This is a genomic window from Burkholderia sp. MSMB1498 (assembly GCF_001526245.1).
GTDB classification, from domain to species: Bacteria; Pseudomonadota; Gammaproteobacteria; order Burkholderiales; family Burkholderiaceae; genus Burkholderia; species Burkholderia savannae.
The window spans coordinates 1-24,145 of the sequence record NZ_LOYJ01000070.1 but is presented as its reverse complement, the minus strand read 5'-3'; the positions used below and the strand labels follow the sequence as shown (position 1 = coordinate 24,145).

General features: G+C 69.2%; 21 protein-coding genes. 17 read left to right on the top strand and 4 right to left on the bottom strand.

The window, feature by feature from the left end:
* Positions 1-86 precede the first annotated feature (86 nt).
* Together WS91_RS37365 and WS91_RS15350 are read right to left on the bottom strand one after the other, a co-directional pair.
* The gene (locus WS91_RS37365) at positions 87-221 is read right to left on the bottom strand and encodes an HHHH-motif protein (RefSeq protein ID WP_231752032.1); all 135 of its coding nucleotides are present in this window, start codon (positions 219-221) and stop codon (positions 87-89) included.
* A 356-nt stretch (positions 222-577) separates the two neighbouring features.
* Positions 578-1,522, bottom strand: a complete 945-nt coding sequence (locus tag WS91_RS15350; protein WP_059670544.1) for a LysR substrate-binding domain-containing protein — start codon at positions 1,520-1,522, stop codon at positions 578-580.
* A 198-nt stretch (positions 1,523-1,720) separates the two neighbouring features.
* Between WS91_RS15350 and WS91_RS36855 the strand changes: the two genes are divergently transcribed.
* From WS91_RS36855 to fliD, 4 genes are all read left to right on the top strand, one after another.
* On the top strand, positions 1,721-3,076 hold the full coding sequence (locus tag WS91_RS36855; RefSeq protein ID WP_082758207.1) for a branched-chain amino acid ABC transporter substrate-binding protein: 1,356 nt from the start codon (positions 1,721-1,723) through the stop codon (positions 3,074-3,076).
* Positions 3,077-3,098: 22 nt separating this feature from the next.
* Entirely contained in the window at positions 3,099-4,034 is a 936-nt protein-coding gene (locus tag WS91_RS15345; protein WP_082758211.1) for an L-2-amino-thiazoline-4-carboxylic acid hydrolase, read from the top strand.
* Positions 4,035-4,152: 118 nt separating this feature from the next.
* Positions 4,153-5,337 (top strand): Zn-dependent hydrolase, encoded by a 1,185-nt coding sequence (locus WS91_RS15340; protein ID WP_231752034.1) that lies wholly within the window; start codon positions 4,153-4,155, stop codon positions 5,335-5,337.
* Between the two features lie 332 nt (positions 5,338-5,669).
* A complete protein-coding gene (fliD, locus tag WS91_RS15335) occupies positions 5,670-7,208 on the top strand; it encodes a flagellar filament capping protein FliD (protein WP_059581691.1) in 1,539 nt (512 codons plus the stop codon).
* A gap of 390 nt (positions 7,209-7,598) precedes the next feature.
* Here fliD and WS91_RS15330 read toward each other — a convergent pair whose 3' ends face one another.
* Complete coding sequence (locus WS91_RS15330; protein WP_038744026.1) at positions 7,599-8,498, bottom strand: LysR family transcriptional regulator; 900 nt, start codon at positions 8,496-8,498, stop codon at positions 7,599-7,601.
* A 95-nt stretch (positions 8,499-8,593) separates the two neighbouring features.
* Between WS91_RS15330 and WS91_RS15325 the strand changes: the two genes are divergently transcribed.
* The 12 genes from WS91_RS15325 to WS91_RS15260 all read left to right on the top strand — a co-directional run bounded on the left by WS91_RS15325 (position 8,594) and on the right by WS91_RS15260 (position 22,775).
* The gene (locus WS91_RS15325) at positions 8,594-9,277 is read left to right on the top strand and encodes a DsbA family protein (RefSeq protein WP_156432374.1); all 684 of its coding nucleotides are present in this window, start codon (positions 8,594-8,596) and stop codon (positions 9,275-9,277) included.
* Positions 9,278-9,810: 533 nt separating this feature from the next.
* Positions 9,811-10,758 carry an aldo/keto reductase gene (locus WS91_RS15315; RefSeq protein WP_059581682.1) on the top strand — a complete coding sequence of 316 codons (948 nt, stop codon included), beginning with the start codon at positions 9,811-9,813 and terminating at the stop codon, positions 10,756-10,758.
* Positions 10,759-11,166: 408 nt separating this feature from the next.
* A complete protein-coding gene (locus WS91_RS15310) occupies positions 11,167-12,012 on the top strand; it encodes a molybdenum cofactor biosynthesis F family protein (RefSeq protein WP_059670543.1) in 846 nt (281 codons plus the stop codon).
* Positions 12,009-12,860 (top strand): SDR family oxidoreductase, encoded by an 852-nt coding sequence (locus WS91_RS15305; RefSeq protein WP_059670542.1) that lies wholly within the window; start codon positions 12,009-12,011, stop codon positions 12,858-12,860. Before WS91_RS15310 ends, WS91_RS15305 begins: the two co-directional genes overlap by 4 nt.
* 485 nt (positions 12,861-13,345) lie before the next feature.
* The gene (locus WS91_RS15295; RefSeq protein ID WP_059670566.1) at positions 13,346-14,056 is read left to right on the top strand and encodes a helix-turn-helix transcriptional regulator; all 711 of its coding nucleotides are present in this window, start codon (positions 13,346-13,348) and stop codon (positions 14,054-14,056) included.
* 438 nt (positions 14,057-14,494) lie between these two features.
* Positions 14,495-15,997, top strand: a complete 1,503-nt coding sequence (locus WS91_RS15290; protein ID WP_038744041.1) for an aldehyde dehydrogenase family protein — start codon at positions 14,495-14,497, stop codon at positions 15,995-15,997.
* Positions 15,998-16,034: 37 nt separating this feature from the next.
* Entirely contained in the window at positions 16,035-17,381 is a 1,347-nt protein-coding gene (locus WS91_RS15285) for an aspartate aminotransferase family protein (protein ID WP_038744043.1), read from the top strand.
* A 140-nt stretch (positions 17,382-17,521) separates the two neighbouring features.
* Positions 17,522-19,012 carry an APC family permease gene (locus tag WS91_RS15280; RefSeq protein WP_059582554.1) on the top strand — a complete coding sequence of 497 codons (1,491 nt, stop codon included), beginning with the start codon at positions 17,522-17,524 and terminating at the stop codon, positions 19,010-19,012.
* Complete coding sequence (locus WS91_RS15275) at positions 19,009-19,629, top strand: DUF3156 family protein (RefSeq protein WP_059582550.1); 621 nt, start codon at positions 19,009-19,011, stop codon at positions 19,627-19,629. The genes WS91_RS15280 and WS91_RS15275 overlap by 4 nt, the downstream gene beginning before the upstream one ends.
* A 91-nt stretch (positions 19,630-19,720) precedes the next feature.
* Positions 19,721-20,659: a helix-turn-helix domain-containing protein gene (locus WS91_RS15270; protein ID WP_059582582.1), complete on the top strand. Its 939-nt coding sequence runs from the start codon at positions 19,721-19,723 to the stop codon at positions 20,657-20,659.
* 231 nt (positions 20,660-20,890) lie between these two features.
* Positions 20,891-22,093 (top strand): porin, encoded by a 1,203-nt coding sequence (locus WS91_RS15265; RefSeq protein WP_059582546.1) that lies wholly within the window; start codon positions 20,891-20,893, stop codon positions 22,091-22,093.
* 148 nt (positions 22,094-22,241) lie between these two features.
* Entirely contained in the window at positions 22,242-22,775 is a 534-nt protein-coding gene (locus tag WS91_RS15260) for a GNAT family N-acetyltransferase (protein WP_059608721.1), read from the top strand.
* On the opposite strand, the gene WS91_RS15255 is transcribed toward WS91_RS15260, so the two are convergent.
* A complete protein-coding gene (locus tag WS91_RS15255) occupies positions 22,772-23,383 on the bottom strand; it encodes a LysE family translocator (RefSeq protein ID WP_038744186.1) in 612 nt (203 codons plus the stop codon). The genes WS91_RS15260 and WS91_RS15255 overlap by 4 nt on opposite strands.
* A gap of 172 nt (positions 23,384-23,555) precedes the next feature.
* Here WS91_RS15255 and WS91_RS15250 point away from each other — a divergent pair, with 172 nt between their 5' ends.
* A complete protein-coding gene (locus tag WS91_RS15250; RefSeq protein WP_038744190.1) occupies positions 23,556-24,035 on the top strand; it encodes a GNAT family N-acetyltransferase in 480 nt (159 codons plus the stop codon).
* Positions 24,036-24,145 lie beyond the last annotated feature (110 nt).

Genomic DNA, 24,145 nt, shown 5'->3' with positions numbered 1-24,145 from the left:
GCGGAGCCGCGCGCGCGGCGCGGCATCACCGTGTCCATTTGGGGCCGGCGGGCGACGTCGTGCGTCGGCCGGCCCGACGGCGGCGATCAACGCACCCAGTGGCACACGCGATGGTGGTGGTGATCGAAGCGGCACGCGCGATGCGGATGCGCTTCGGCCGACGGCACGAGCGCGGCGAGGGCAACGGCGGCGACGAGCGCCGACATCAGCAGGCTCTTCATGTTTCGGTCCTTTTCCCGAGCGAATGAGCGTGTGGCGGAGCGGTCGCGCCGCACGCCGCCGCGCGACCGCTGACGGCCATCATACGAACGCGCGCCGTTTCACATGTAATGAGTTGCTACGGCCGATGACGGATCGAGCAAGCGGTAATCGACGGAAAGAAAACCGCCGCGCGGCTCGGCTGTCTTGCGAATTGGAAGGCTCGGCCCGCTCGCCCGGCGGCCGGACCGGCCGGCGAGCCGGCCCGCTGGCCCGGTTGCATCCGTCGTTTTCGGCGACGCCGGCGTTGGCCGTGACGCGGCCGCCGATCGCGCCGATCGCGCCGTTTGAGCCACGTGAGTCATTCAAGTCATTCAAGTCATTCGCGCGTCGCGGCTCGCGTCGTCTTTCCCGCGCACGTCGCCCCGCGCGCGCCCATCGACCGCCGCAGCCAGTCGGCGAGCCGCTGCGCGCCGTCAGGCAGGTCCGCGTCCGCGCGGGTGCACAGGTAGTAGTCGCGTCCGTCGTCGAGCGTGTGGTCGAACAGCTTGACGAGTTCGCCGTTCAGCAGTTCCCGCTCGATCAGCGGCGTGCGCAGGAGCGCCGCGCCGAGCCCCGCGCGCGTCGCGGCGAGCGTCAGTTGGCCGTCCTCGAAAAGCGGGCCGACCGCGTGCGTGACGTGTTTCACGCCCGCGCCCTGAAACCAGTTGACCCACGCATTGCGATCCTCGTCGTGCACGAGCGGCGCGAAGGCGAGATCGGCCGGCCGCCGGAACGGCCCGTGGCGGCGCGCGAACGCGGGGCTGCACACGGGCGCGACCGCGCCCGACAGCAGCCGCTCGCAGCGGTAGCCGCGCCAGTCGCCGACGCCGAAGCGGATCGACAGATCCGACGCGTCGCTCAGGTAGTTGCGGTGGTGCGCGTACAGCACGGTGACGTCGAGGTCCTGATTGTCCGCGAGGAACGCGTGCAGGCGCGGGATGAACCAGCCGATCCCGAACAGCGGAATCAGGCTGATCGTGATCTGCCGCAGCGACGAACGGTCGCGAACGAACCCGGTCGCGCTGCGCAGCACCGAGAACGCCGCGCTGATCGACCGATAGTAGTCGCGTCCCTCGTCGGTGAGCGCGAGCGTGCGGCCTTCGCGGACCGTGAGCGGCGTCTGCACGAAGGACTCCAGCAACTGAAGCTGATGGCTGACCGCGGACGGCGTGATGTCGAGCTCGGCCGCGGCGGCCGTGACCGAGCCGACGCGCGCGAACGCTTCGAACGCGCGCACGGCGCGCAGCGGCGGATCGTTGATCAATCGTTCGATATTTTTCATGAATCGAATTTTATCGAATCATATTTCGTTGCGGAAATGAAAAAAGTTGACTTGAATACAATGCGTTATCAAGTGCGCGCGGTATCGGCATAAGTATCGAACAATTGAATATTTGCGGCCATTGAAGACGAATATTTAATATTTTTCATGTTTGGCGCGCGTTTTTATTCCCCTTCGATCCTCAGGTCCCGCTCTTCGATGAAATTCCCTGTCATGTTGTCGCTCGGCGCCGCGCTGTCGGCCGCCGCCATGCTCTCCGCGTCCGCCGCGCAAGCGGCGGCGCCTGTCCAGGCCAACCCACCCGCGCAGCCCGCCCAATCCGTGCCGCAAACCGTGCTGATCGGGCTCGCCGCGCCGCTGACGGGCCCCTCCGCGCGAATCGGCAAGGATCTGCAGAACGGCGCGCAGCTCGCGCTCGACGACGCGAACAGCCGCCATCCGACGGTGGGCGGCAGGCCGGTCGTCTACAAGCTCGTCGCGGTCGACGACCAGTCCGACCCGCGCACCGCCGTGACGGTCGCGCAGCAGCTCGTCGAGCGGCGCGTGATCGGCGTCGTCGGGCACTGGAACACGGGCTGCAGCGTGCCGGCGTCGCGAATCTATCGAGACGCCGGCATCGCGCAGATCGCGCCCGCGTCGACCGGCCGCCAGTACACGCGGCAGGGCTATCCGACCGCGTTCCGGATCGTGGGCCACGACGACGCGAGCGGCGCATACGCGGGCGCGTACGTCGTGAAGACGTTGCGCGCGAAGCGGATCGCGGTGATCGACGATCGCACCGCGTTCGGCGCGGGGCTCGCGGATCAGTTCGCGAAGGGCGTCGAGGCGAGCGGCGGCGCGATTGTCGATCGCCAGTACGTGAACGACAAGACGACCGATTTCAGCGCGGTGCTGACGGCCGTCAAGGCCAAGCGCGCGGACGTCGTGTTCTTCGGCGGCCTGGACGCGCAGGCTGCGCCGCTCGCGCGGCGGATGCGCCAGTTGAAGCTGAGCGCGACGCTCGTCGGCGCGGGTGGTTTCGTCACGCAGACGTTCCTGTCGCTCGCGGGGCCGGACGGCGACGGCGTGACCGCGCTCGAGCCGGGCCTGCCGCTTGCGCGGATGCCGGGCGGCGCGGCGTTCGACGCCCGCTATCGCGCGCGCTATCACGCGCCGATCGAGCTGCACGCGCCGTTCGCGTACGACGCGGCCGCGACGCTGATCGCCGCTGCGGAGCGCGCGAACTCGACGGACGCGGCGCGTCTGCCGGCGGTGCTGCACGTGCTGCGGCGGCAAGGCGTGACGGGCGCGATCGCATTCGACGCCGAAGGCAATCTGCGGGACCCGGCGTTCACGATCTACCGCGCGGGCGGCGGCAAATGGACCGCGGTCGACGTGCTCGGCGGCGCCGGCGCCGCGGCCGGCTCGGCCGGCATGGCGTCGAAGACGGCGAGCCTGCCGAATGCGTCGGTTGTATCGGCCACATCGACTGCATCTGCCGTATCTGCCTCATCGACAGCATCGACCGTATCGACCGTATCGACCGCATCGACAGCATCGACAGCATCGAAATAACATCGAACCAGGAGACATGCTGATGACGATCATCCCCATTCATCCGGTCGCAGGCGGCGCGGCGGACGACGAGCCGCTCGGCATCCTCGCGCGGCGGCGCATCGAAGCGCAGATCATCAAGCCGATCTACGAGATCATGAAGCGCGAATTCGGCATCGAGCGCGCGCAGGCGGTGATCGCGGAGGCGGTGCGAGGCGCGGCGCTCGACGCGGGGCGCTCGTTCGCCGCGAAGGAGCAGGGCGGCACGAGCATCGCGTCGTTCGTCGCGCTGCAGGTGCTGTGGGAGAAGGACGACGCGCTCGATGTCGACGTGCGCCGCGCGGACGACGCGCATTACGACTACGACGTGCGCCGCTGCGCCTATGCGCAGATGTATCGCGAGATGGGGCTGGGCGAGATCGGACATCTGCTGAGCTGCGCGCGCGACAGCGTGTTCATCGAGGGCTACGATCCGCGCATCGAGCTGACGCGCACGCGCACGCTGATGCAGGGCGGCACGCATTGCGATTTTCGGTATCGGATGACGGAGCCGGCGCGCGGCGAGACGGGAAAGGCCGGCGAGGCGCGAGAGGCGGGCGAGGCGCGAGAGGCGCGAGAGGCGCGAGAGGCGGGAGGGGCGGGAGGGGCGGGAGGGGCGGGAGAGGCGGGAGAGGCGGGAGAGGCGCGAGAGACAGGCGAAATCGAGGCGGCGCGTGAAGCGAGTGGCGTGGCGCGAAACGCAACGGCGGCGCCGGGCGACGTTTCCGGCGACGGGCGCGAAGCGCGGACGCCTGTGCACGAGTCGGCGGTGCGGCCGGACCCTTCGCCAGCCCCTTTGGCGGAATCCCGGACGGAATCCCGGCCGCCCGGCGACGCGCCACCGGGGCCTTCGTCGCTGTCCGCGTCCGATCGGGACGCCGCCGCGTCGCCGCTCGCCGGCGCGCAAGCGAAGCCGGAGGCGAGCGATGCGACGCGGTGAGGCACGTGATGAAGCACGCGACAAGGCGCGCGAAAAGGCATGCGACAAGGGATGCGACAAGGGATGCGATGCGGCGCTGCGCGTCGACGGCGCGCGCCTGTGGGCGTCGCTCGAACGGATGGCGGAAATCGGCGCGACGCCGAAAGGCGGCGTGTGCCGGCTCGCGCTGACGGACGAAGATCGTCGCGCGCGCGACCTGTTCGTCGAATGGGCGCGCGACGCGGGCTGCACGGTTCGGGTCGACCGGATCGGCAACCTCTTCGCGCGCCGCGCGGGCCGCGATCCGCTTGCTGCGCCCGTGCTGACGGGCTCGCACGCCGACACGCAGCCGACGGGCGGCCGCTACGACGGCATTTACGGCGTGCTGGGCGGCCTCGAGGTCGTGCGCGCGCTGAACGACGCGGGCGTCGAGACCCGGCGGCCGATTGACGTCGTCGTGTGGACCAACGAGGAAGGCTCGCGCTTCGCGCCGCCGATGATCGCCTCCGGCGTGTTCGCCGGCGTCTATTCGCTCGATTTCGGGCTGTCGCGCGCGGACGCGGCCGGCGTGACGCTCGGCGACGCGCTCGCGCGGATCGGCTACGCGGGCGACGCGCCCGTCGGCGGCGCGCCGGTGCACGCGGCGTACGAACTGCACATCGAGCAGGGCGCGATTCTCGAGCGCGGCGGCCATACGATCGGCGTGGTGACGGCGGGGCAGGGGCAACGCTGGTACGAGGCGACGCTCACGGGCGTCGACGCGCACGCGGGCACGACGCCGATGGCGCTGCGCCGCGACGCGCTCGTCGGCGCCGCGCGGATGATCGGTTTCGTCGATTCGCTCGGCCGCCGTCACGCGCCGCACGGCCGCGCGACGGTCGGAATGATCGAAGCGCGCCCGAATTCGCGCAACACGGTGCCGGGGGCGTGCTTCTTCACGATCGAATGCCGGCACCCGGACGCCGCGACGCTCGCCGACATGGACGCCGCGCTGCGCGAGGAACTCGAGCGTATCGCCGAATCGTCGGGCCTCGCCGCGCGGATCGAGCAGATCGCCGATTACGCGCCGGTGCCGTTCGCGCCCGCGTGCGTGGCGGCGGTGCGCGACGCGGCGGCCGCGCTCGGCCTGCCGCACGCGGACATCGTGTCGGGTGCGGGGCACGACGCATGCCATCTCGCGCGCGTCGCGCCGACCGGAATGATTTTCGTGCCGTGCGTCGACGGCCTGAGCCACAACGAGGCGGAGGCGATCACACCGGAATGGGCGGAGGCGGGCGCGAACGTGCTGCTGCACGCGGTGCTCGCGAGCGCGCGGGACGTCTAGCGGCCGGGCCGCGTTTCGGCGCGCGGCCCGGCCGGGGCGTGCGCCCCGGATGCGCCGCGCCCGCCGCCGCTGTCGCCGTGCGCCTTCGGCCGCCGCGCGCACTGCACACACCGTCCACACCGTCCACACCGCACGCGCGCGGCAGCGAATCAGCGAATCAGCGAATCAGCGAATCAGCGAATCAGCGAATTCGCGCGCCGCAGCCCCCGGCCTTCGTTCCGGTCGGATCAACGCTTACAACAATCTTCACAAACAGGTTCCAATAATTGCGATATGCTTTCATATTACGAATGATCATGAAATAAACCAATCACATAAACGGGGGAAATTCGATGGCGATCACCCAAACGGGGACCGGCTCTCTTCTCGCGGCGACGCAAAGCGATCCGTGGTCGCAGTTGCAGGACGCCGCGCAGTCGCTGATCAACGGCACCACGGGCAAGTCCGCGCTGGACGTGAACGGGCTCGTTTCGGTGCTCGTCAACGCGAAGACGGCGGGCCAGGCGGCGGAGATCAAGAACCAGGTGACGTGGAACAACACGCAGATCTCCGCGCTCGGCGCGCTGAAGCTCGCGCTCAGCAACCTGCAGACGGGCGTCGAGCCGCTGTCCGACGGCACGCTCGCGCAGAAATTCGCGTCGAAGGCGAGCGGCAAGGGGCTCACCGCGACGACGGACAAGGGCGCCGTCGCCGGCACGTATCAGGTCGAGGTCAAGCAGGTCGCGCGCTCGCAGACGCTCGTGTCGGGCGGCTTCGATCCGAAGCAGCAGCTCGGCTCCGGCACGCTCACGCTCAAGATCGGCGACCGCTCGACGTCGGTCGGCATCGACGCCACGAACAACACCCCGGCCGGCATCGCGGCCGCGATCAATTCGGCGAAGAACAACCCCGGCGTGACCGCGACGGTCGTGACGGGCACCGACGGAGCGCATCTCGTGCTGCGCTCGACGGCGCCGGGCAGCGCGAACGTGATAGACGTGAGCGTCTCGAACGTGAAGGACGACGCCGGCCTGTCGGGCCTCGAGGTCAAGTCGACGGCCGACGACAAGGGCGGCAAGTCGGAGATCGCGTCGCCGAGCGGCGCGTGGAAGCAGAGCGACTTCGCGCAGGACGCGATCGTCACGGTGGGCGGCGTGATCACCGCGCGCAGCGCGGACAACGCGGTCAAGGGCGTGATGGCCGGCGTGACGATCAACGTGACCGAGGAGGCGATCGGCGCGCCGCAGACGCTGTCGATCACCCGCGACATCGAGGGGCAGGCGCGCACGGTGACGAACTTCGTCGACCTGTACAACTCGATGGTCGGCACGATGTCGCAGCTCACGTCGTTCGACAAGACCGCGAAACCCGGGCAGCAGGGCGGCCCGCTGATCGGCGATTCGATGCTGAACGGCATTCGCAATTCGCTCGCGCACATCGTCGGCGGCGGCGTGCCGCACGGCGACAACAAGCGCGCGTCGCTCGCGGCGCTCGGCATCACGTTCGCGCGGCCCGGCGACAAGCAGCCGGAAGGCTCGCTGATCGTCGACAAGAACAAGCTGAACGCGGCGCTGGAGAAAGATCCGCAAGCGGTCGAGGCGTTGTTCAACAAGACGAACGGCATCGGCGCGCAGATCACGAAGGCGCTCGACACGCACTTGCGCAAGGACGGCTCGTTCGACATCCGCTCGAACGCGATCGACCTCGACATGAAGAGCATTGCGCAGCGGCAGGCGCGGCTCGAGACCTTTTCCGCGCAGCTCACAGCGCAGTTCAAGGCGCAGTTCACCGCGCTCGACGCGCTGATGGCGCGGATGCAGCAGAACAACAACTATCTGACGCAGTTGTTCGGCGGCGCAAACAGCTCGGGCGCGCTCGCGAACAACAAATAACGCGAACGGGGGCGCGGCGCATCCGCCGCCCGCGGCGGCCCGCGCGGGCGGACGCGCCTCCCGCTTCTCACGACGGCGACGGCGACGGCGCGCGCGGCGGCAATGCGCGTGCCGTCGCCGTTATTCTTGGCGATTCGCCGCCGATTCGCCGCCGATTCGTTGCCGCTTCGCTGTCGTCGAGCTGTCGTCGAGCTGTTGTTTCGCCGCCGTCTCGCTTGGCTTTGCTACGGTTCGGTTCAGTTTGCCCCCGCTTTGCCCCGATTCGTCCCGCTTTACCCCGGTTCGCTTTGCCCCGGTTCGCATACTTGGCGTCCGTCCGGGCGCTTGCGTGCGCTGCAATTCCAATCACGCTGGGTTCTTTGTTTCGTCGCCGAACGCGGCTCGGCGCGCCTACGCGTCCCAGGCGGGCGTGTCGCCGAATCGCTCGGCGAGAAAGTCGATCATCGTGCGCATCGCGAGCGGCATCTGCTTGCGCGACGCATAGACCGCGTAAATGCCGAGATCGGGCGCCGCGTAGTCGGGCAACACGCGCGCGAGCGCGCCCGCGCGGATCGGCTCCGCCGCCGCGAACGTCGGCAGCAGCGCGATGCCGCCGCCCGCGATCGCCGCGCGCAGCAGCACGAGCGCGTCGTTCGCGCTCAGATTGCCTTGCACCGGCACGGTCGCGGCTTCGCCGTCGCGCGCCAGGTGCCACAGGCTCTGCCCGAAATACGCATACGTGAGGCAGTTGTGCCGCGCGAGGTCGTGCGGCCGCTTCGGCGCGCCGTGCGCGGCCAGATAGCCGGGCGACGCGCACAGCGCCGAGCGGCACGTGCCGAGCCGGCGAGCGATCAAGTTCGGATCGACTTCGTTCGTGATGCGGATAGCGAGATCGATGCGTTCGTCGACGAGATCGGCGGTGCGGTCCGTGACGAGCAGATCGACCGATACGGCCGGGTAGCGGGCCAGATAGTCGAGGACGGCGTCGGTCACGTGCGTCTGCGCGAAGATCGCGCTCGCGGTGATCCGCAATGCGCCGCGCGGCGCGTCGCCGGGCTCGGCGACGACCGTCGCGACGTGATCGGCGAGTCCGAGCATGTCGCGGCAGAGCGGCAGCATCTGCGCGCCGGCCGCCGTGAGCGTCAGGCGGCGGGTGGTCCGGTGCAGCAGGCGCGCGCCCGTCCATTGCTCCATGAACGCGACGTAGCGCGACGCCATCGCGCGCGACATGTCCAGATGCTGCGCGGCCGCCGACACGCTGCCGCGCTCGGCCGTCTCGACGAACACTCGCATCGCGGTGATTCGATCCATATTCGCTCAATTGATGCAACAAATTGTCGATTGCTGCATTGTATTTGATCGATCGGATATCGAATAGACTCGCTCCACTTTCTTCACGAACGAGTTTGCACACGATGAACAGCTTCCGACTCCAATATTTTTTCGATCCGCTCTGCGGCTGGTGCTATGCGAGCGCGCCGGCGCTCGCCGGGCTCGACGACGCCTATCCGGGCGTGCTCGAGCTGATGCCGTCGGGGCTCTTCGCCGACGAGGGCGCGCGCGATCTGACGCCCGAATGGGGCGAGTACGCGTGGCGTAACGATCAGCGCATCGAGCAGATGACGGGGCAGCGTTTCACGCACGCGTATCGCGAGCAGGTGCTGCTGCGCGGCGGCGTGCGCTTCGATTCGGGGCCGGCGAACCGCGCGCTGACCGCGCTGCGCGGCGTCGACGCGCGGCTCGAGCGGCCGCTTCTCGAGGCGATTCAGCTCGCGCGTTACGTCGACGGCCTCGATACCGCGCGTGCGGACGTACTGGCGCGCGTCGCGGCGGACGTCGCGGCGAAGGCGGGCGCGACGGTCGACGCCGACGCGCTCGCACGCCGCATCGACAGCGACGCGGCGCTTGCGGGCTCGACGGCCGAGCGCATCGCCGACACGCAGCGGACGATGCGGCAGCTCGGCGCGTCGGGCGTGCCGCAACTGCTGCTGACGGTCGGCGAGCGCGGCTACGTGCTGCACGGCGCGAGCCTGTACGGCGGCGCGCACGCGGCGGTCGCGGCGGTCGAGCGCGTGTTGCAGGACGCGTAACGCCAGCGGCGGGCGGCGGGCGGGACGTTCCGCCGCTCGCACGGTGCGCACGGTGTCGACATGGCTCACGGCCGGCGAACTGCGCGCAGGCCGGCTCGAGACCGTGCTGACCGGCCGCGCGGTCGACGACATGGCGATCAACGTGCTGTGGCCGCATTCGCGCGCGCTTGCGCAGAAGGTGCGCGTGACGATCGATGCGCTCGTCGAGCGCTTTATTCGAGCGCTTTATGCCGGTTCCGCCGCGGGCCGGCGAAGCCGGTTGGGGCGGCCGATCGCAGCGGCCGGCCTTCGTCGGCTGGGCGCGGCGCTTTCCGCCGCGCACGGCGCTCATCGGCAAGCGATGTGTGCCGGACCGCGATTGCGGCGGGCTGCTGCGCATGTCGCCAATCCCTTGTCTGCGCACGGTCTTTGGAAATCAGGTTTAATCGGTTTGAACCGCGCCGGCCGCACGTTAGCATCGACCGTCGAATCCAGGCCCGTCGCACCGCACCGTGCATGCCGGCCGGACGCTCATCATCGAATGGAGAGAAAACATGGCACTACGCTCACTCGGCACCTCGACGATTCAAGTTTCGCCGCTCGTGTTCGGCGGCAACGTGTTCGGCTGGACCGCCGACGAGAACACGTCGTTCTCGCTGCTCGACGCGCTCGCCGACGCCGGCATCAACTTCATCGACACGGCCGACGTCTACTCGGCCTGGGCGCCCGGCAACCGAGGCGGCGAATCGGAGACGATCATCGGCAAGTGGCTCAAGCGCTCGGGCAAGCGCGACCAGGTCGTCATCGCGACGAAGGTCGGGTTGCTCGAAGCGCGGGCGGGCCTGTCGCGCGAGAACATCCTGAAGGCCGCCGACGATTCGCTGCGGCGCTTGCAAACCGACTACATCGATCTCTATTTCTCGCACCGCGATCTTGCCGACACCGCGCCGCTCGAAGAAACGCTCGGCGCATACCAGACGCTGATCGAGCAGGGCAAGGTGCGGATCATCGGCGCGTCGAACTACAGCGGCGCGCGGCTGCGCGAGGCGGCCGAGTTGAGCCGCCGCGCCGGCCTGCCCGCGTATCAGGTGATCCAGCCCGAATACAACCTGTACGACCGCGCAGAATACGAGCGCGATCTCGAACCGGTCGCGACCGAGCTGAAGCTCGGCGTCGTCACTTACTACGCGCTCGCGAGCGGCTTCCTGTCGGGCAAGTACCGCACCGAGGCGGACCTGAAGAAAAGCGCGCGCGGCGGGCGCGTCGAGCAATACCTGAACCCGCGCGGCTTGCGGATTCTCGAGGCGCTCGATGAGGTCGCGGCGAAGCACGACTCGACGCCGACGTCAGTTGCGCTCGCGTGGCAGATCGCGCGGCCGAGCGTCACCGCGCCGATCGCGAGCGCGACGTCGGTCGAGCAATTGGGTGCGCTCGGCGCGGCGATCCGGCTGCGGCTCGACGCGGACGACGTCAAGCGGCTCGACGACGCGAGCGCGCCGTAAGCGGGCGATCCCGTCGGCGCGGCGGAGCGCGCCGGGTCGGATCGTGACGCGCGGTTGCGACGGCCCGAGGGAGAATGCGTGCGGGCGCGGCGCTGAAACGCGAATCAGCGCGCGCGCATCGCCGTCGGGAGGCGGGCGGCCCGCTGTGCGTGAGCCTGCCGGCGCCGTTCCGACGGCGCCGGGGCTGTCGATGCTGCGCGACGTCGTGGAACGGGCGTCGATTGCCGTTTGCCGCATGGTTGGATCGCGTCGTGCGTGCGGCGCGCTTGCGAAACGCATCCGCTTGGCAACCGCCGCCGCTGCCGCCGTTCAGCCATTCGGTCGATACCGCGCCGTCAGGCGCGCGGGCACCATAGCCTCCTGTTTCGCGATCGCGCCCGCCGGCGCGTCGCTCAATCGGAGGAAAGCATGGGAGCAGATCCGGTCTTCATTCAAGTCGGCGCGCTGGCCGAAGGCTTCGCGCCCGACAGCCACATACTCGAACCCGTCGACGATCTCGCGGGGCGCACGCTCACGCTCACGGCGACGGACGGCGCGACGCGCGAATACACGTTCGCCGACCGATCGACGCTGCACTGGCGCGAGCAGCGGGCGGCACGCGACGCAAGCGATGCCGCCGGGGCAGGCGGCGAGGCCGCGTACCGCGCGACGCAGCTGCGCGACGGCATCTACTTCGTCGACTATGTCGACCCGACCCGCCGCGCGACGTCGGTCAGCATCGTGCTCGATTTGCCGCGGGCCGTCTGGACGTCGGTCGAAGGCGTGCTGCCGACCGAGGGCGACGTGCGCATCGATGCATTCTCGCGTGTCGCGCGCGGGCTGCCGCTGACGGGCGTCGAGGCGGCGTTCCGCCACGGCGCGATCGTGGGTGCCGCGGCGCCCGGCCCGCTGCACGCGCCGACGCGCGAACTGATCGGCAAGCGGACGATGTACCGTTACAGCCCGACGGAGTGCTACGAGCACATCTACCTGAACGACGACTTCTACGCGTGGCATTGCCTGGAAGGCGTCGAGCGCGGGCTCGCGGACGTCGACCGCTGCCATTACTTCAAGCTCGCCGACGCGCTGTACCTGTTCGTCTGGCGCGAGAAGATCGTGCCGACGCTCGGCGTCGTGCTGATCGATCTGGACCGGTGCAAGACGGACGGCAAGATCTTCGGCTACCGCGAGGGCGACTTCGGCGCACTGTCGAATTTCCCGATCGGCGCTCGCGCACAGGTGCTGAACGAAACCGGGCACCCGCTCGCGCGATGAACGGCGCCGACTCGAAGCACGCGACGCTTCCGCGCGGACGGCTCGTTGCCGATTTCGGCGGCCGCACCGTACTCGTGACGGGCGGCGCGCAGGGAATCGGCGCGGCGATCGCCGAAGCGTTCGCCGCCGCCGGCGCGACCGTCGCGATCGCCGATTTGCAGCACGACGCGGCTGCCGCGCTTGCCGCGCGGCTCGCCGCGCGCGGGCGCGAGGACGGCCGCGCGGCTCGGGGCGAGCAGGCGGTGCGCGCGTACCGTGTCGACGCCGCGCGGCGCGACGAGCTGTTCGCGCTCGTCGCGCAGGTCGAGGCGGACAGCGGGCGGCTCGACGTCGTCGTGCACAACGCCGCGTATTTTCCGCTGACGCCGTTCGACGCGATCTCACACGACGTGCTCGAGCGCACGCTCGCCGTCAATCTGTCCGCTCTGTTCTGGCTCGCGCAGGCGGCGCTGCCTGCCTTCGAGCGCGTCGGGCGGGGGCGCATGCTCGCGACGTCGTCGGTGACGGGCCCGCGCGTCGCATATCCGGGGCTCGCGCATTACGCGTCGTCGAAGGCCGGCGTGAACGGCTTCATCCGCGCGGCGGCGCTCGAGCTCGCGAGCCGGAACGTGACCGTCAACGGCGTCGAGCCGGGCATGATCCGCACGCCGGCCGCCGGCAATCTCGGCGATGCGGCGCACAGCGAGCGGATCGCGCGCGGCGTGCCGCTCGGCCGTCTTGGCGAGCCGGAGGACATTGCGGCCGCGATGCTGTTCCTCGCGTCGGACGCGGCCGGCTACATCACCGGACAGACGATCGTCGTCGACGGCGGCGCGACGCTGCCGGAGACCGGCGCGACGCTCGCATAGCGTCGAATGGCACGGCGGGGGACGAGCGCCGGCGTGCGCCGGCGCGACGAGCGGGCAGCGTCGGCGAGCGGCCTGGTGTCGGAAGTCGCCGGGATGTCTCGCGCGCGAGCGCCGGCTCGTGTCCGCGGCGGTTTGCACGGCGTGCGAGCCGGGCGGCACCTGCGGACGGCCGATTCGCGCGACTCGGCCGCCCTGAGTCGCGAAACGTGCGGCGCAAGCGGCGTCGATGCAGGTTTCGGCGCCGGTCTCGACGACGGCGCGCGGTGAAGCGGTTTTCATGCTCGGTCCTCCTCGAATCGGTGATCGATGGCCGTGACTGCAGAACGAGTGTAGGGATCGCACGCGCGGCGCGATATTTGTCGCTCGGCTGACTTGACGCCCGTACGATTTGCCGATCCGTGCTCACCGTTGCGACGGCGGCGCGCCCATGCTGCCGGAGTCGCCCGCTCGCGATCGAGATGCCCGCCGCCATGACGCACGACCCAGTGACGCACGACCCAGCCGAACCCGATGCCGACGTGCACTGCGCGTCGTACGCGCATGCGTTGCGAACCTGCGTGGCTTCGCTACAGGCGCTCGCGCGGCCGACGGCGACGGTGTTCTACCGGATCGACGCGAGCGGCGAGCCCGTCGATTTCGAGTTGTTCGGGATGACGGCCGGGATGCACCGCGCATACGTGAGCCGCTACCGGCCGCTCGATCCGCTGCATCCGTCGCGTTGCGCGGCGCAGCCGGGCGCGGTGGTCACGCTCGCGTCGCAGTTGCCGGACGAACGGCGCGACGCGTCGTCTTACTGGACGGGCTTCCTGCGGCGGCACGGCGTCGCCGACGTCGTCGAGGTGCTGCTGCGCGACGGCGGCGCGGTGATTGCCGCGTTCTCGCTGCTGCGTCTGGAGGGGGGCGGTCGCTATTCGGCAGCCGAGATTGCGGCGCTGCGCGTGATCCAGCCGGTCATCGAGGTGGCGCTGCTGCCGCCGTTGCGTGCGGTGCGCGGGATTCGGCGGATCGCATGCGACGCGCGGCTCACGCATCGCGAGGAGCAGATCGCACGCCTCGTGCGTGACGGGCGCTCGAACAAGCAGATCGCGCGCGACCTATCGCTCGGCCAGCCGACCGTCAAGACGCACTTGCTGCGGATGTTTCGCAAGCTTGGCGTATCGAACCGGACCGAGCTCGTCGGCGCACTGTTCCTTTGACTGGCGCTCGGGTGGCGCGGAGGCGGAAGATGCGGCCGCCGCGCGGCGCTGTTCGCGTGGCCGCGAAGGCGGTCGAGGCGAAGAATGCGGAGCGTGGCCGCTTGATTCGCGGAAGCGACGTGTCTTGAATTCCCGGCCGACTGCCGACTGCCGACTGCCGACTGCCGACTGCCGACTGTCGAAAGTCGAAAGTCGAAAGTCGAAAGCCGAAAGCCGAAAGCCGAAACGGCAAAGGTTGGATGAGTAAAGACCTGAGCCGAGCGTCCAAAGCCCAAAGCCCAAACACAGCCTCCTCCCCGGCGTCGCGCCGTCCCCCGCCAACCTGCCAATTTGCGCTAACCCGCCGCGAAACGCGGTCGCTACAGTGGTGCGCAATCGCCCGCGCGGCCGTCTTTTCGCGCGGGCGTCGAACGGTCAAACCACCATTGCGAGACGCTTATGACAAAGACGGACATCGTCACCGTGACCGATGCGGTGCGCGCGTTCACCGAGCGCGAATTCGGGATCTTCGTCGACGGCGCGATGCGTGCCGCGCATTCGCCGCGCCGGCTCGACGTGTTCGACCCGGCGACGGGCGAGCGTCTTTCGCGCGTGCCGGACGCCGACGCGCACGATGTCGACGCCGCCGTCGCGAGCGCGAAGCGCGCATTCGACGCGCGCGCGTGGAGCGGGCTGCGGCCCGCCGATCGCGAGCGCATCCTGCTGAAGCTCGCCGACGTGCTCGACGCGCATGCCGAGGAACTCGCGCAGCTCGAAACGCTGAACCAGGGCAAGTCGATTCTGGTATCGCGCGGCGTCGAGGTTGGCGCGACGATCGAGTACGTTCGCTACATGGCCGGCTGGGCGACGAAGATCACCGGCGAGACGCTCGACGTATCGATCCCGTTCCCGCCCGGCGCGCGCTACACCGCGTACACGCGCAAGGAGCCGGTTGGCGTCGTCGCCGCGATCGTGCCGTGGAATTTCCCGCTGATGATCGCCGTCTGGAAGCTCGTGCCGGCGCTTGCGGCAGGCTGCACGGTCGTCCTGAAGCCATCGCCCGAGACTCCGCTCACGGCGCTGAGGCTTGCCGAGCTCGCGCTCGAAGCGGGCGTGCCGGCGGGCGTGTTCAACGTGGTGACGGGCGGGCGCGAATGCGGCGCCGCGCTCGCGAGCCATCCGTCGATCCGCAAGATCTCGTTCACCGGCTCGACCGCGACGGGCAAGCTCGTCGGCGCGGCCGCCGTGCAGAACATGACGCGCTTCTCGCTCGAGCTGGGCGGCAAGAATCCGATCGTGATGCTCGAGGACGTCGACGTCGAGCAAGCGCTCGGCGGCGTGGCGGCCGGCGCGTTCTTCAACCAGGGGCAGGTGTGCGCGGCCGCGTCGCGCATCTACGTGCACCGCAGCAAGTTTCGCCGGCTCGCGGACGGGCTCGCCGGCATTGCGGCGTCGATGCGGCTCGGTCCGGGCCTCGATCCCGCCGCGCAGATCAACCCGCTCGTGTCCGCGCACCATCGCGACAAGGTCGTCGGGCACATCGAGGCGGCGCGCCGCGACGGCCTCACGTTCCTCGCGGGCGGCTCGCCCGCCGACGATCTGCCCGGCTACTTCGTGCGCCCGGCCGTGATCGCCGACGCGGCGCACGACAGCGCGATCGTGCGCGACGAAGTGTTCGGCCCGGTCGTCGTCGTGCTGCCGTTCGACGATCCGGCCGACGCGGTGCGGCTCGCGAACGCGTCGCCGTACGGGCTCGCCGCGAGCCTCTGGAGCAACGACCTGAAGGCGGTGATGGATCTCGTGCCGCGGATCGAGGCGGGCACGGTCTGGGTCAATTGCCACATCCCGCTCGATCCGTCGATGCCGTTCGGCGGCTACAAGCAGTCGGGCATCGGCCGAGAGTTCGGCCATCATGCGATCGAAGGCTTCACCGAAACCAAATCCGTCTGCATCGCGCACTGAACGCGCGGGCGGCTCGATTCTTCCCCGGAGCAATGCAATGAGCTACAACGATTCCCGTTTCTGGCACCCGATGCTGCACCCGAACGACATGAAGCGCCGCGAGCCGATCCGCATCGTGCGCGGCGAGGGCTGCTATGTGTACGACGAGCGCGGGCATCAGCTCGTCGACGGCGTCGCGGGCCTATGGAACGTCAACGTCGGCCATAACCGCGCCGAGGTCAAGCAGGCGATCGTGCGCCAGCTCGACGAGCTCGAATACTTCCAGCTGTTCGACGGCATCACGCATCCGCGCGCCGAGGAGCTGTCGAAGCGGCTGATCGACATGATGGAGCCCGAAGGGATGCGCCGCGTGCTGTACAGCTCGGGAGGCTCGGATTCGGTCGAGACGGCGCTCAAGATCGCGCGCCAGTACTGGAAAGTGCGCGGGCAAGCGGATCGCACGAAGTTCATCTCGCTGAAGCAGGGCTACCACGGCACGCATTTCGGCAGCGCGTCGGTGAACGGCAACACGGTGTTCCGGCGCAACTACGAGCCGAACCTGCCCGGCTGCTTTCACGTCGAGACGCCTTGGATCTACCGCAATCCGTTCACGCAGGACCCCGAAGAACTCGGCCGCATCTGCGCGGAGCTGCTCGAGCGCGAGATCCTGTTCCAGAGTCCGGACACCGTCGCCGCGTTCATCGCCGAGCCGATCCAGGGCGCGGGCGGCGTGATCGTGCCGCCCGCGAACTACTGGCCGCTCGTGCGTGAAGTCTGCGATCGCTACGGCGTGCTTCTGATCGCCGACGAAGTCGTGACGGGCTTCGGGCGCAGCGGCAGCCTGTTCGGCAGCCGCGGCTGGGGCGTGAAGCCCGACATCATGTGTCTCGCGAAAGGCATCTCGTCCGGCTACGTGCCGCTCGGCGCGACCGCGGTGAACGCGCGGATCGAGGAGGCGTTCGCGTCGAACGCGGATTTCAGCGGCGCGATCATGCACGGCTACACGTACTCGGGGCATCCGGTCGCGTGCGCGGCGGCGCTCGCGAGCCTCGACATCGTGCTGCGCGAGGATCTGCCCGCGAACGCGGCGAAGCAGGGCGCGCACCTGCTCGAATCGCTGCAGCCGTTCGTCGAGCGCTTCGGTTCGGTCGGCGAAGTGCGCGGCAAGGGGCTGATGGTCGCGCTCGATCTCGTCGCCGACAAGGCGACGCGCACGCCGATCGATCCGATGTCCGGCTACGCGAACGCGGTTGCCGAGGTCGCGCGCGAGCACGGCGTGCTCGTGCGGCCGGTCGGCACGAAGATCATCCTGTCGCCGCCGCTCGTGATCGAGCGCGAGCAGATCGAGCGGATCGTCGCGGGCCTCGAGGCCGGCTTCGAGGCGACGCCGTTCGCGGGCGGCTGATCGCGACGATCGCAGGCGACGGATGGCCGACGGCCGGGGCGGCGTGCGCGCAGCCCCGGCCGTTTTGCCAATTTGCGCTACATGCAGGAATTTTGGCCTCCGTATTTTCTCGACATTGACGCATCGCAAAGGAGACGAGGATGTCGGATTTGTCAGACTATTCGAATGCGGGGGCGGGATCGGCGGCGGGCGGCGCGAGCGGCCGGCCCGCGCTGGCGGCGGGCGCGGTGGGTTTTCCGACGGCGCTCGCGAGCGCCGTCGGCCTCATCATGGCGAGCCCGGTGATCCTGACCGCGACGTCCGGCTTCGGGATGGGCGGCTGGGCGTTCGCGGTCGCGATGATCATCGCGTTCGTGATGATGCAGGCGCAGGCGACGACGTTCTCCGAGGCGGCCGCGATGTTGCCGACGGCCGGCTCCGTCTACGATTACCTGTCGTGCGGGCTCGGCCGTTTCTGGGCGATCACGGGCACGATTTCCGCGTACTTTCTCGTCCACGTGTTCGCGGGCACGGCCGAGACGATCCTGAGCGGCATCATGGCGCTCGTCAACTTCGAATCGCTGAACGCCGCGTTCGAGCGGCACAACAGCGCGTGGCTCGTCGGCGTCGGCCTCGTCGCGACGTTCGCGGTCACGAACATCATCGGCATCAAGGTGTTCAGCAAGCTCGAGGTCGTGCTGACGATCGGCATGTGGCTGTCGCTGATGATCTTCGGCGTGCTCGGGCTCGCGGCGGCGCCCGCCGTGCAGCTCGACGGCTGGTTCGGGCGCTCGGAAATCGGCGCGTCGGTGCCGGCCGTGCTGTCGCTCGTCGGGATGGCGATGTTCATGTTCGTCGGCTGCGAGTTCGTCACGCCGCTCGCGCCGGAAATGAAGACGCCCGGCAAGACGATTCCGCGCGCGATGGCGCTCGGGCTCGCGGGCGTCGCGGTCTGCATGTTTCTCTACGGCGCGGCGATCAAGCGCCAGGTGCCGAACGTCGCGGTGACGGCCGACGGCCTCACGCATCTGCTCGACACGCCGGGCGCGATTCCCGCATTCGCGTTGCAGGTGCTCGGCCCGTTCGGGCGCGTGTGGTTCGGCGTCGCGTTCCTGTTCGCGGGCGCGGCCACGATCAACACGCTGATGGCCGGGCTGCCGCGCATCCTGTACGGAATGGCCGTCGACGGCGCGCTGCCGAAATGCTTCGCCTACCTGCATCCGCGCTTCAGAACGCCCGTCGTCGGCATCGTCGCGGCGGCCGTCGTGCCGATCGCGCACGCGTGGATCATCCACGGCGACCTCGACAGCATCATGCACCTCGTGCTCGCCGCGACCTGCGCGTGGGGCACCGCGTACCTGCTCGTCACGCTGTCGGTCGTGATGCTGCGAATTCGCCGCCCGGACCTGCCGCGGCCGTACCGGTCGCCGTGGTTTCCGCTGCCGCAGATCGTGTCGAGCGTCGGCATCGTGCTCGCGATCTGGTACATCGCGCCGCCGGGGATGAACAGCCGCGACGTCTACGTGCCGTTCGGCACGATGCTCGGATGCACCGCGCTCTATGCGCTGTTCTGGACGGTCGTCGTGCAGCGCAAGCATCCGTTCAGGCCGGTGCCCGTCGAGGAAGTGCTGCACAACGAGCACGTGCGATGAGCGGGCGCGCGACGGCGGCCGGCCGCGCCGCATCCGCGGCCGGGTGGCGGCGCTGGTTCGCGCCGGCGCCCGTGCCCGGTTATCGGTGCGGCGCGACGCTCGCGCGCGTCGCCGCGGATCTGCGCGCAATGCTCGCCGTCGACGGTGAGCCCGCCGCCGCGCGGATCTTGCTCGGCGACGGCATCGAACTGCACGCGGCCGAGCGCGTCGACCGGCAATTTCTGCTGCATACGGTCAGCGTGCGGTTGGAGCGGACGCTCGCCGGCCCCGTGGCGAACGGATCGGCGTCGATCGCCGCGCGCGGCTGGCTGCGCCGCGGGCCGGTCGAGGCAGCGATCGCGCGCGACGCCGACGCGCAATTCGCCGCGCATGTCGCGACGCTGCTCGCCACGCCCGCGCTCGGCGTGCCGCTCGCGGCGCTCGATCTGACATACTGTGAAATCGCCGCGCGCGGCCCGCGCTGGGTGTTGAGCATCGTGCCGTTCGGCGGCAGCGAAGTGGTCGGCAGGATGCCGTCGTTCCGGCGCTACGTGCGTCTCGCCGATACGCAGTGCGAAGCGCTGCGTGCGGCGTTCGCCGGTTTCGAAGCCGCGCTTGCGCGTGCGTCGGGCGATTGACGACGGGCGGTCGGCCGAGCGCGTGCGCACCGCCGCGCGGGTGGCTGTCGCCGCCGCCGTCACGTCGCATCGGAATTCTCTGGAGGCATCGATGTTGTTCCAGTCGCGTTCGCTCGAAGACGTCCACGACCACGGGCTCGCCATCGCCGGCTGGCGTCAGGTCTACCGGCAGATGACGCCCGGCCGTTTCAAGGGCACGGTCACGCAGGTTTTGTACGACGATTTCCATTTCTTCCGCGAAACGACGAACCGCCGCGTCGCGCAGACGGGCATGTCGCCGGAGGGGCGCATGTCGCTCGCGGTGCCCGTGCTCGCGCCGCTGTCGGGGACGTTCCAGCGGCAGCACGTCGACGGCTACGCGCTTCTCGCGCTGCGCCCCAGCGAGGATTTCGAGTTCTACACGCCGGAGGGGATGCGGCTCGTCGGCATCAGCGCCGCACCGGACATGATCGACGAGCTGTGCGAGGCAGAATTCGGAACGCGCGACAGCCGCGCGCCGCGACACGTGATCCGGCTCGCGGACGAGCGGGGCGCGGCGCTCGGCGCGCGCCTGTCGACGTACATCGACGAGGCGCAGCGCAACCCGGCGTGGCTCGAATACGACGCGACGCGCAAGATGTTTCGCGATGCGATGCTCGGCGTGTTCCTCGATGCGCTCGCGAGCGCGGTGGGCGAAGAGCGGCGAGACATCACGCATGCGACGTACAGCGACATCGTCCGGCGCTGCGAGCGTTATCTGGGGGCGCGGCCCGAAGAGCCCGTGACGGTGCTCGAGCTGTGCCGCGCGCTGCGCTGCAGCCGGCGCACGCTGCAGACGAGCTTCCAGCGCGTCGCCGACGTGACGCCCGTCACCTACTTGCGAACGATCCGCCTGAACGCGGTGCGCCGCCTGCTGCGCACGACGTCCGCCGATGCGCTATGCGTCGGCGAGGCCGCCGCGCGTTGGGGCTTCACGCATCTCGGCTATTTCGCACGCGAGTATCGCGGCCTGTTCGGCGAGCTGCCGTCGCAGACGCGGCGCTCGTCCTGAACGTCGTCGGCATGGCGCGTTGCGTGCGCGCCGCGTCCGCCGCGTGCGCGAAGCGCCCGTGCGCACGTCTGTCCGTTCGCAATCCCGACCTCGCCCGTCATCGCGGCGACGCATTTGCCGATTTGGGATACAGGGCCAAAATTTTCGCTGGATAGAGTTCCACCACCGCCGCCGATCGAGCCGCGTCGATCAGTCGATTGGCAATCCAAATCAACGACGGGAGTGGGGGACATGCGGATCAAAGCCTGGATCGCGGCCGGCGTCGCCGGCGCAGCCGTCGCGCCCGCTTGCGCGCAAAGCAGCGTCACGCTGTACGGCACGGTGGACACCGGCGTCATCTATTCGACCAATCAGCAGGTCACGCACGCGGACGGCGGCGTGAGCGGCGGCCACGCATGGCAAATGGGCGGCGGAAACCTGGTGCCGTCGCGATGGGGTTTGCAAGGCGCGGAGGCGCTCGGCGGCGGCTTGAAGGCCGTGTTCGCGCTCGAGCAGCAGTTCCTGTCGGCGAACGGCCAGGCATTGCAGGGCGGCGCGGCGTTCAGCCGCCAGGCGTGGGTCGGCCTGCGTCACGACGCGTACGGCACGCTCGGCGTCGGACGCCAATACGATTCGTACACCGATACGCTCGGCGCATATGTTTCGAGCAACAACTGGGCGACCCCGTACGGCTCGCATCTCGGCGACGTCGACAATCTGAACGCGGCGTTCAACTTCAACAACGCGATCAAGTTCACGAGCGCCGATTTTCACGGACTGACGTTCGGCGGCACGTTCAGCTTCGGCGGCCGGGCGGGGGATTTTTCGGCGCATCGCGGCTATGCGGTCGCGGCCGCATACAACCGCGCGCCGGTATCGTTCGGCATCGGCTATTTGAACTTGCGGCAGCCGCTCGACGCGGCGCTCGGCGGCGCGAGCGGATACATCGGCGATTTCGCGTGCGGCAACGCGGGCGCGATGTACTGCTTGCTTCAGGATGCGGTGTCGATGCTGGCGTTCGGCGTCGGCGGATCGATCGCGTTCGGCGAAGCGACCATCGCGCTCACGTACACGCATACTCGTTTGGGCGATAGCGCGTATTTTGCGGCTGCCGCGCATCCGTCGCGCGCGTCGATCGCGTTCGACATCGCCGAGCTGAACGCGGCGTATGCGTTCACGCCGATGCTGCGCGGCGGCGTCGCGTACATTTTCAACAATGCGAAGGCCGACCCGCGCGGGACGACGCGCTTTCATCAACTGAATGTCGGCGCGAACTACAGCTTGTCGAAACGGACTGTGCTCTACGCGGTCGCGATCGGCCAGATCGCATCGGGGCGCGGGCTCGGCAGCGACGCGAACGGCGCCCCCGCGAATTACGCGCAGATTCCCGTGCTCGCGAACAGCAACTCGAATCGACAACTCGCGGTGATGGCGGGGGTGAAGGTGGATTTCTGACGCACGGCGAATGCGGGAACGTGCGCGCGAGCGCCGAGGAGGCGCTTCATTTCTGCGCGAACCGCGCGGGAAGGAGCGAATGCGGCTGTGCTCGCCACGTTGTCGCAACGCGCGATTGAGCGATTGCGTGTTTTCGGCAGAGGCTGCAATGAACGCAGCGATTTCCGCGCCGAGGCGGGCGGCCCCTCGGGACGTGTCCGCGATTCGCGCGTTGACGCGAGCGGCGCATGCGAAACGGGTGCCGCTCGTCGGCCGTGAGCCTAAGCGGATGACGGCGGATCACGCCGAGGCGGTGGCGAATCCTCTCGTCCATTTGATGGAGGCCGGCGAAATTCCGGTCGCGCTGATCGAACTGGTGCTCAACGACGATCACGTGGCGATCGAGAACGTCGCGGTTCTGCCGGCGTATCAAGGGTGGGGCCTCGCTCGCCGATTGCCGGACTTCGCGCAACGGGGGGGGCGGCGTCGCGCGGCCGCGTGGAGATCCGCCGCTACACGAATACGTTGTTTGTCCGGAATGTCGAGATGTGCGGTCGGCCAGGTTGTGGGATCGATCGCGAAGAGGCGTTCAAAGGCGGACACCTCGTGCATTTCTCCAAGCGTTGCTGACGCGCGGCGCGCGGTCTGGCGGCGCTGCCTGCGCGAAATGGCGCACAGGCGCATCGTTTTGCCGCGCGGCTAGCGCGTCGCGATCGCGGCGGCGGCGCCCGCCATCGCGGCCGCGCTCGCTCGATTGGCGGCCTTCACTGCGCGACGGCTCGTCAGCAGCGCTCGGGCGCGCGCGGCGAGCAACGCCCATGTGCAGTCGATCGCGATCAATACGACCAGCAGCGTCAGCGTCAACTCGAACCATGCGACGGCGCCGACGTGCGACAGATCGACCATCGTCGGCAGTAATGCGACGTAGAAGATCATGATTTTCGGGTTCCCTAGCGTAACCGCGAGACCGGCCAGGAACATGCGCAACGGCGATTGTCCGCTCGGAAGCGTGCCGGATTGTACGTCGGAGGGCGCGAACCACATCTTCCACGCGAGAAACAGCAGGTAGGCGATGCCGACGAACTTCAGCACGAGAAAGCCGACCGCGAACGTGCGCGCGACCACGGCGAGCCCCGCGACCGCGCACGTGAGCCAGATCACTTCGCCAAGCCACATCGCCGCGAGAAACGGCAGGACATCACGCATGCCGTTCGTCAGTACGCGGGCGACCAATGCGGCGATGCTCGGGCCCGGCGAGCCGGCGGCGATCAGGAGTGCGGCGGCGAAGACGGCCAGGCTGGAAAGCGGCATGTCGAATCTCCCGGTGCGATGCACGATGGCAAACGACGCGAAGAATTCATTATAGTGGCGGCGACTCGCATCCAACCGACCGATTGGCCATTCGACTGTGACCGAATCCGACTCCACCGCGCAACGAACCCCGATCCGCATCCGTGCCGCGCGCATCGATGAAGCGCCGCTGATGGCCGACATCGAAGCCGCCGCCGCGCGCCGTTTCGGCGATGTCGGCATGCCGCACATCGCGTCAAGCCCGCCGACCGACCTGGCCGATCTGCGCGCGCGGATCGACGGCGATCGCGCGCTCGTCGCCGTCGATGACGCCTGCGGACGCATCGTCGGCTTTGCGATGTACAGAATGCTCGACGCGTCGCGTCTCTATCTCGAGGAACTGGACGTTGCGCCCGAGCATGCGGGGCGGCGAATCGGCTCCGCGCTGATCGAGGCCGTCGCGGCGCGCGCGCCCGGCGCGGGCGTGCGGCAGATCGTGCTGTCGACGTTCCGGCACGTGCCGTGGAACGCGCCGTATTACCGCCGCCTCGGCTTCGTCGATCTCGACGACGACATGCTCGATCCCGTGCTGGCGGCGATACGCGCGGCGCACGTCGCGCACGGGCTCGACGAATCGCAGCGCGTGTTCATGAGCCGCCCCGTCGGCGAGTAGCGCCGGCGTCGGCGCTGGAATTCGACGAACGGTACACCGACCATGCTCGACCGCCGACCGCCGACCGCCGACCGCCGACCGCCGACCGCCGACCGCCGAACACCGACCGC

Excerpts from the sequence above, each read along its gene's own strand:
- WS91_RS37365 (WP_231752032.1), bottom strand. The coding sequence starts at position 221 with ATGAAGAGCCTGCTGATGTCGGCGCTCGTCGCCGCCGTTGCCCTCGCC.
- WS91_RS15350 (WP_059670544.1), bottom strand. The coding sequence starts at position 1,522 with ATGAAAAATATCGAACGATTGATCAACGATCCGCCGCTGCGCGCCGTG.
- WS91_RS36855 (WP_082758207.1), top strand. The coding sequence starts at position 1,721 with ATGAAATTCCCTGTCATGTTGTCGCTCGGCGCCGCGCTGTCGGCCGCC.
- WS91_RS15345 (WP_082758211.1), top strand. The coding sequence starts at position 3,099 with ATGACGATCATCCCCATTCATCCGGTCGCAGGCGGCGCGGCGGACGAC.
- WS91_RS15340 (WP_231752034.1), top strand. The coding sequence starts at position 4,153 with ATGGCGGAAATCGGCGCGACGCCGAAAGGCGGCGTGTGCCGGCTCGCG.
- fliD (WP_059581691.1), top strand. The coding sequence starts at position 5,670 with ATGGCGATCACCCAAACGGGGACCGGCTCTCTTCTCGCGGCGACGCAA.
- WS91_RS15330 (WP_038744026.1), bottom strand. The coding sequence starts at position 8,498 with ATGGATCGAATCACCGCGATGCGAGTGTTCGTCGAGACGGCCGAGCGC.
- WS91_RS15315 (WP_059581682.1), top strand. The coding sequence starts at position 9,811 with ATGGCACTACGCTCACTCGGCACCTCGACGATTCAAGTTTCGCCGCTC.
- WS91_RS15310 (WP_059670543.1), top strand. The coding sequence starts at position 11,167 with ATGGGAGCAGATCCGGTCTTCATTCAAGTCGGCGCGCTGGCCGAAGGC.
- WS91_RS15305 (WP_059670542.1), top strand. The coding sequence starts at position 12,009 with ATGAACGGCGCCGACTCGAAGCACGCGACGCTTCCGCGCGGACGGCTC.
- WS91_RS15290 (WP_038744041.1), top strand. The coding sequence starts at position 14,495 with ATGACAAAGACGGACATCGTCACCGTGACCGATGCGGTGCGCGCGTTC.
- WS91_RS15285 (WP_038744043.1), top strand. The coding sequence starts at position 16,035 with ATGAGCTACAACGATTCCCGTTTCTGGCACCCGATGCTGCACCCGAAC.
- WS91_RS15280 (WP_059582554.1), top strand. The coding sequence starts at position 17,522 with ATGTCGGATTTGTCAGACTATTCGAATGCGGGGGCGGGATCGGCGGCG.
- WS91_RS15275 (WP_059582550.1), top strand. The coding sequence starts at position 19,009 with ATGAGCGGGCGCGCGACGGCGGCCGGCCGCGCCGCATCCGCGGCCGGG.
- WS91_RS15270 (WP_059582582.1), top strand. The coding sequence starts at position 19,721 with ATGTTGTTCCAGTCGCGTTCGCTCGAAGACGTCCACGACCACGGGCTC.
- WS91_RS15265 (WP_059582546.1), top strand. The coding sequence starts at position 20,891 with ATGCGGATCAAAGCCTGGATCGCGGCCGGCGTCGCCGGCGCAGCCGTC.
- WS91_RS15260 (WP_059608721.1), top strand. The coding sequence starts at position 22,242 with ATGAACGCAGCGATTTCCGCGCCGAGGCGGGCGGCCCCTCGGGACGTG.
- WS91_RS15255 (WP_038744186.1), bottom strand. The coding sequence starts at position 23,383 with ATGCCGCTTTCCAGCCTGGCCGTCTTCGCCGCCGCACTCCTGATCGCC.
- WS91_RS15250 (WP_038744190.1), top strand. The coding sequence starts at position 23,556 with ATGGCCGACATCGAAGCCGCCGCCGCGCGCCGTTTCGGCGATGTCGGC.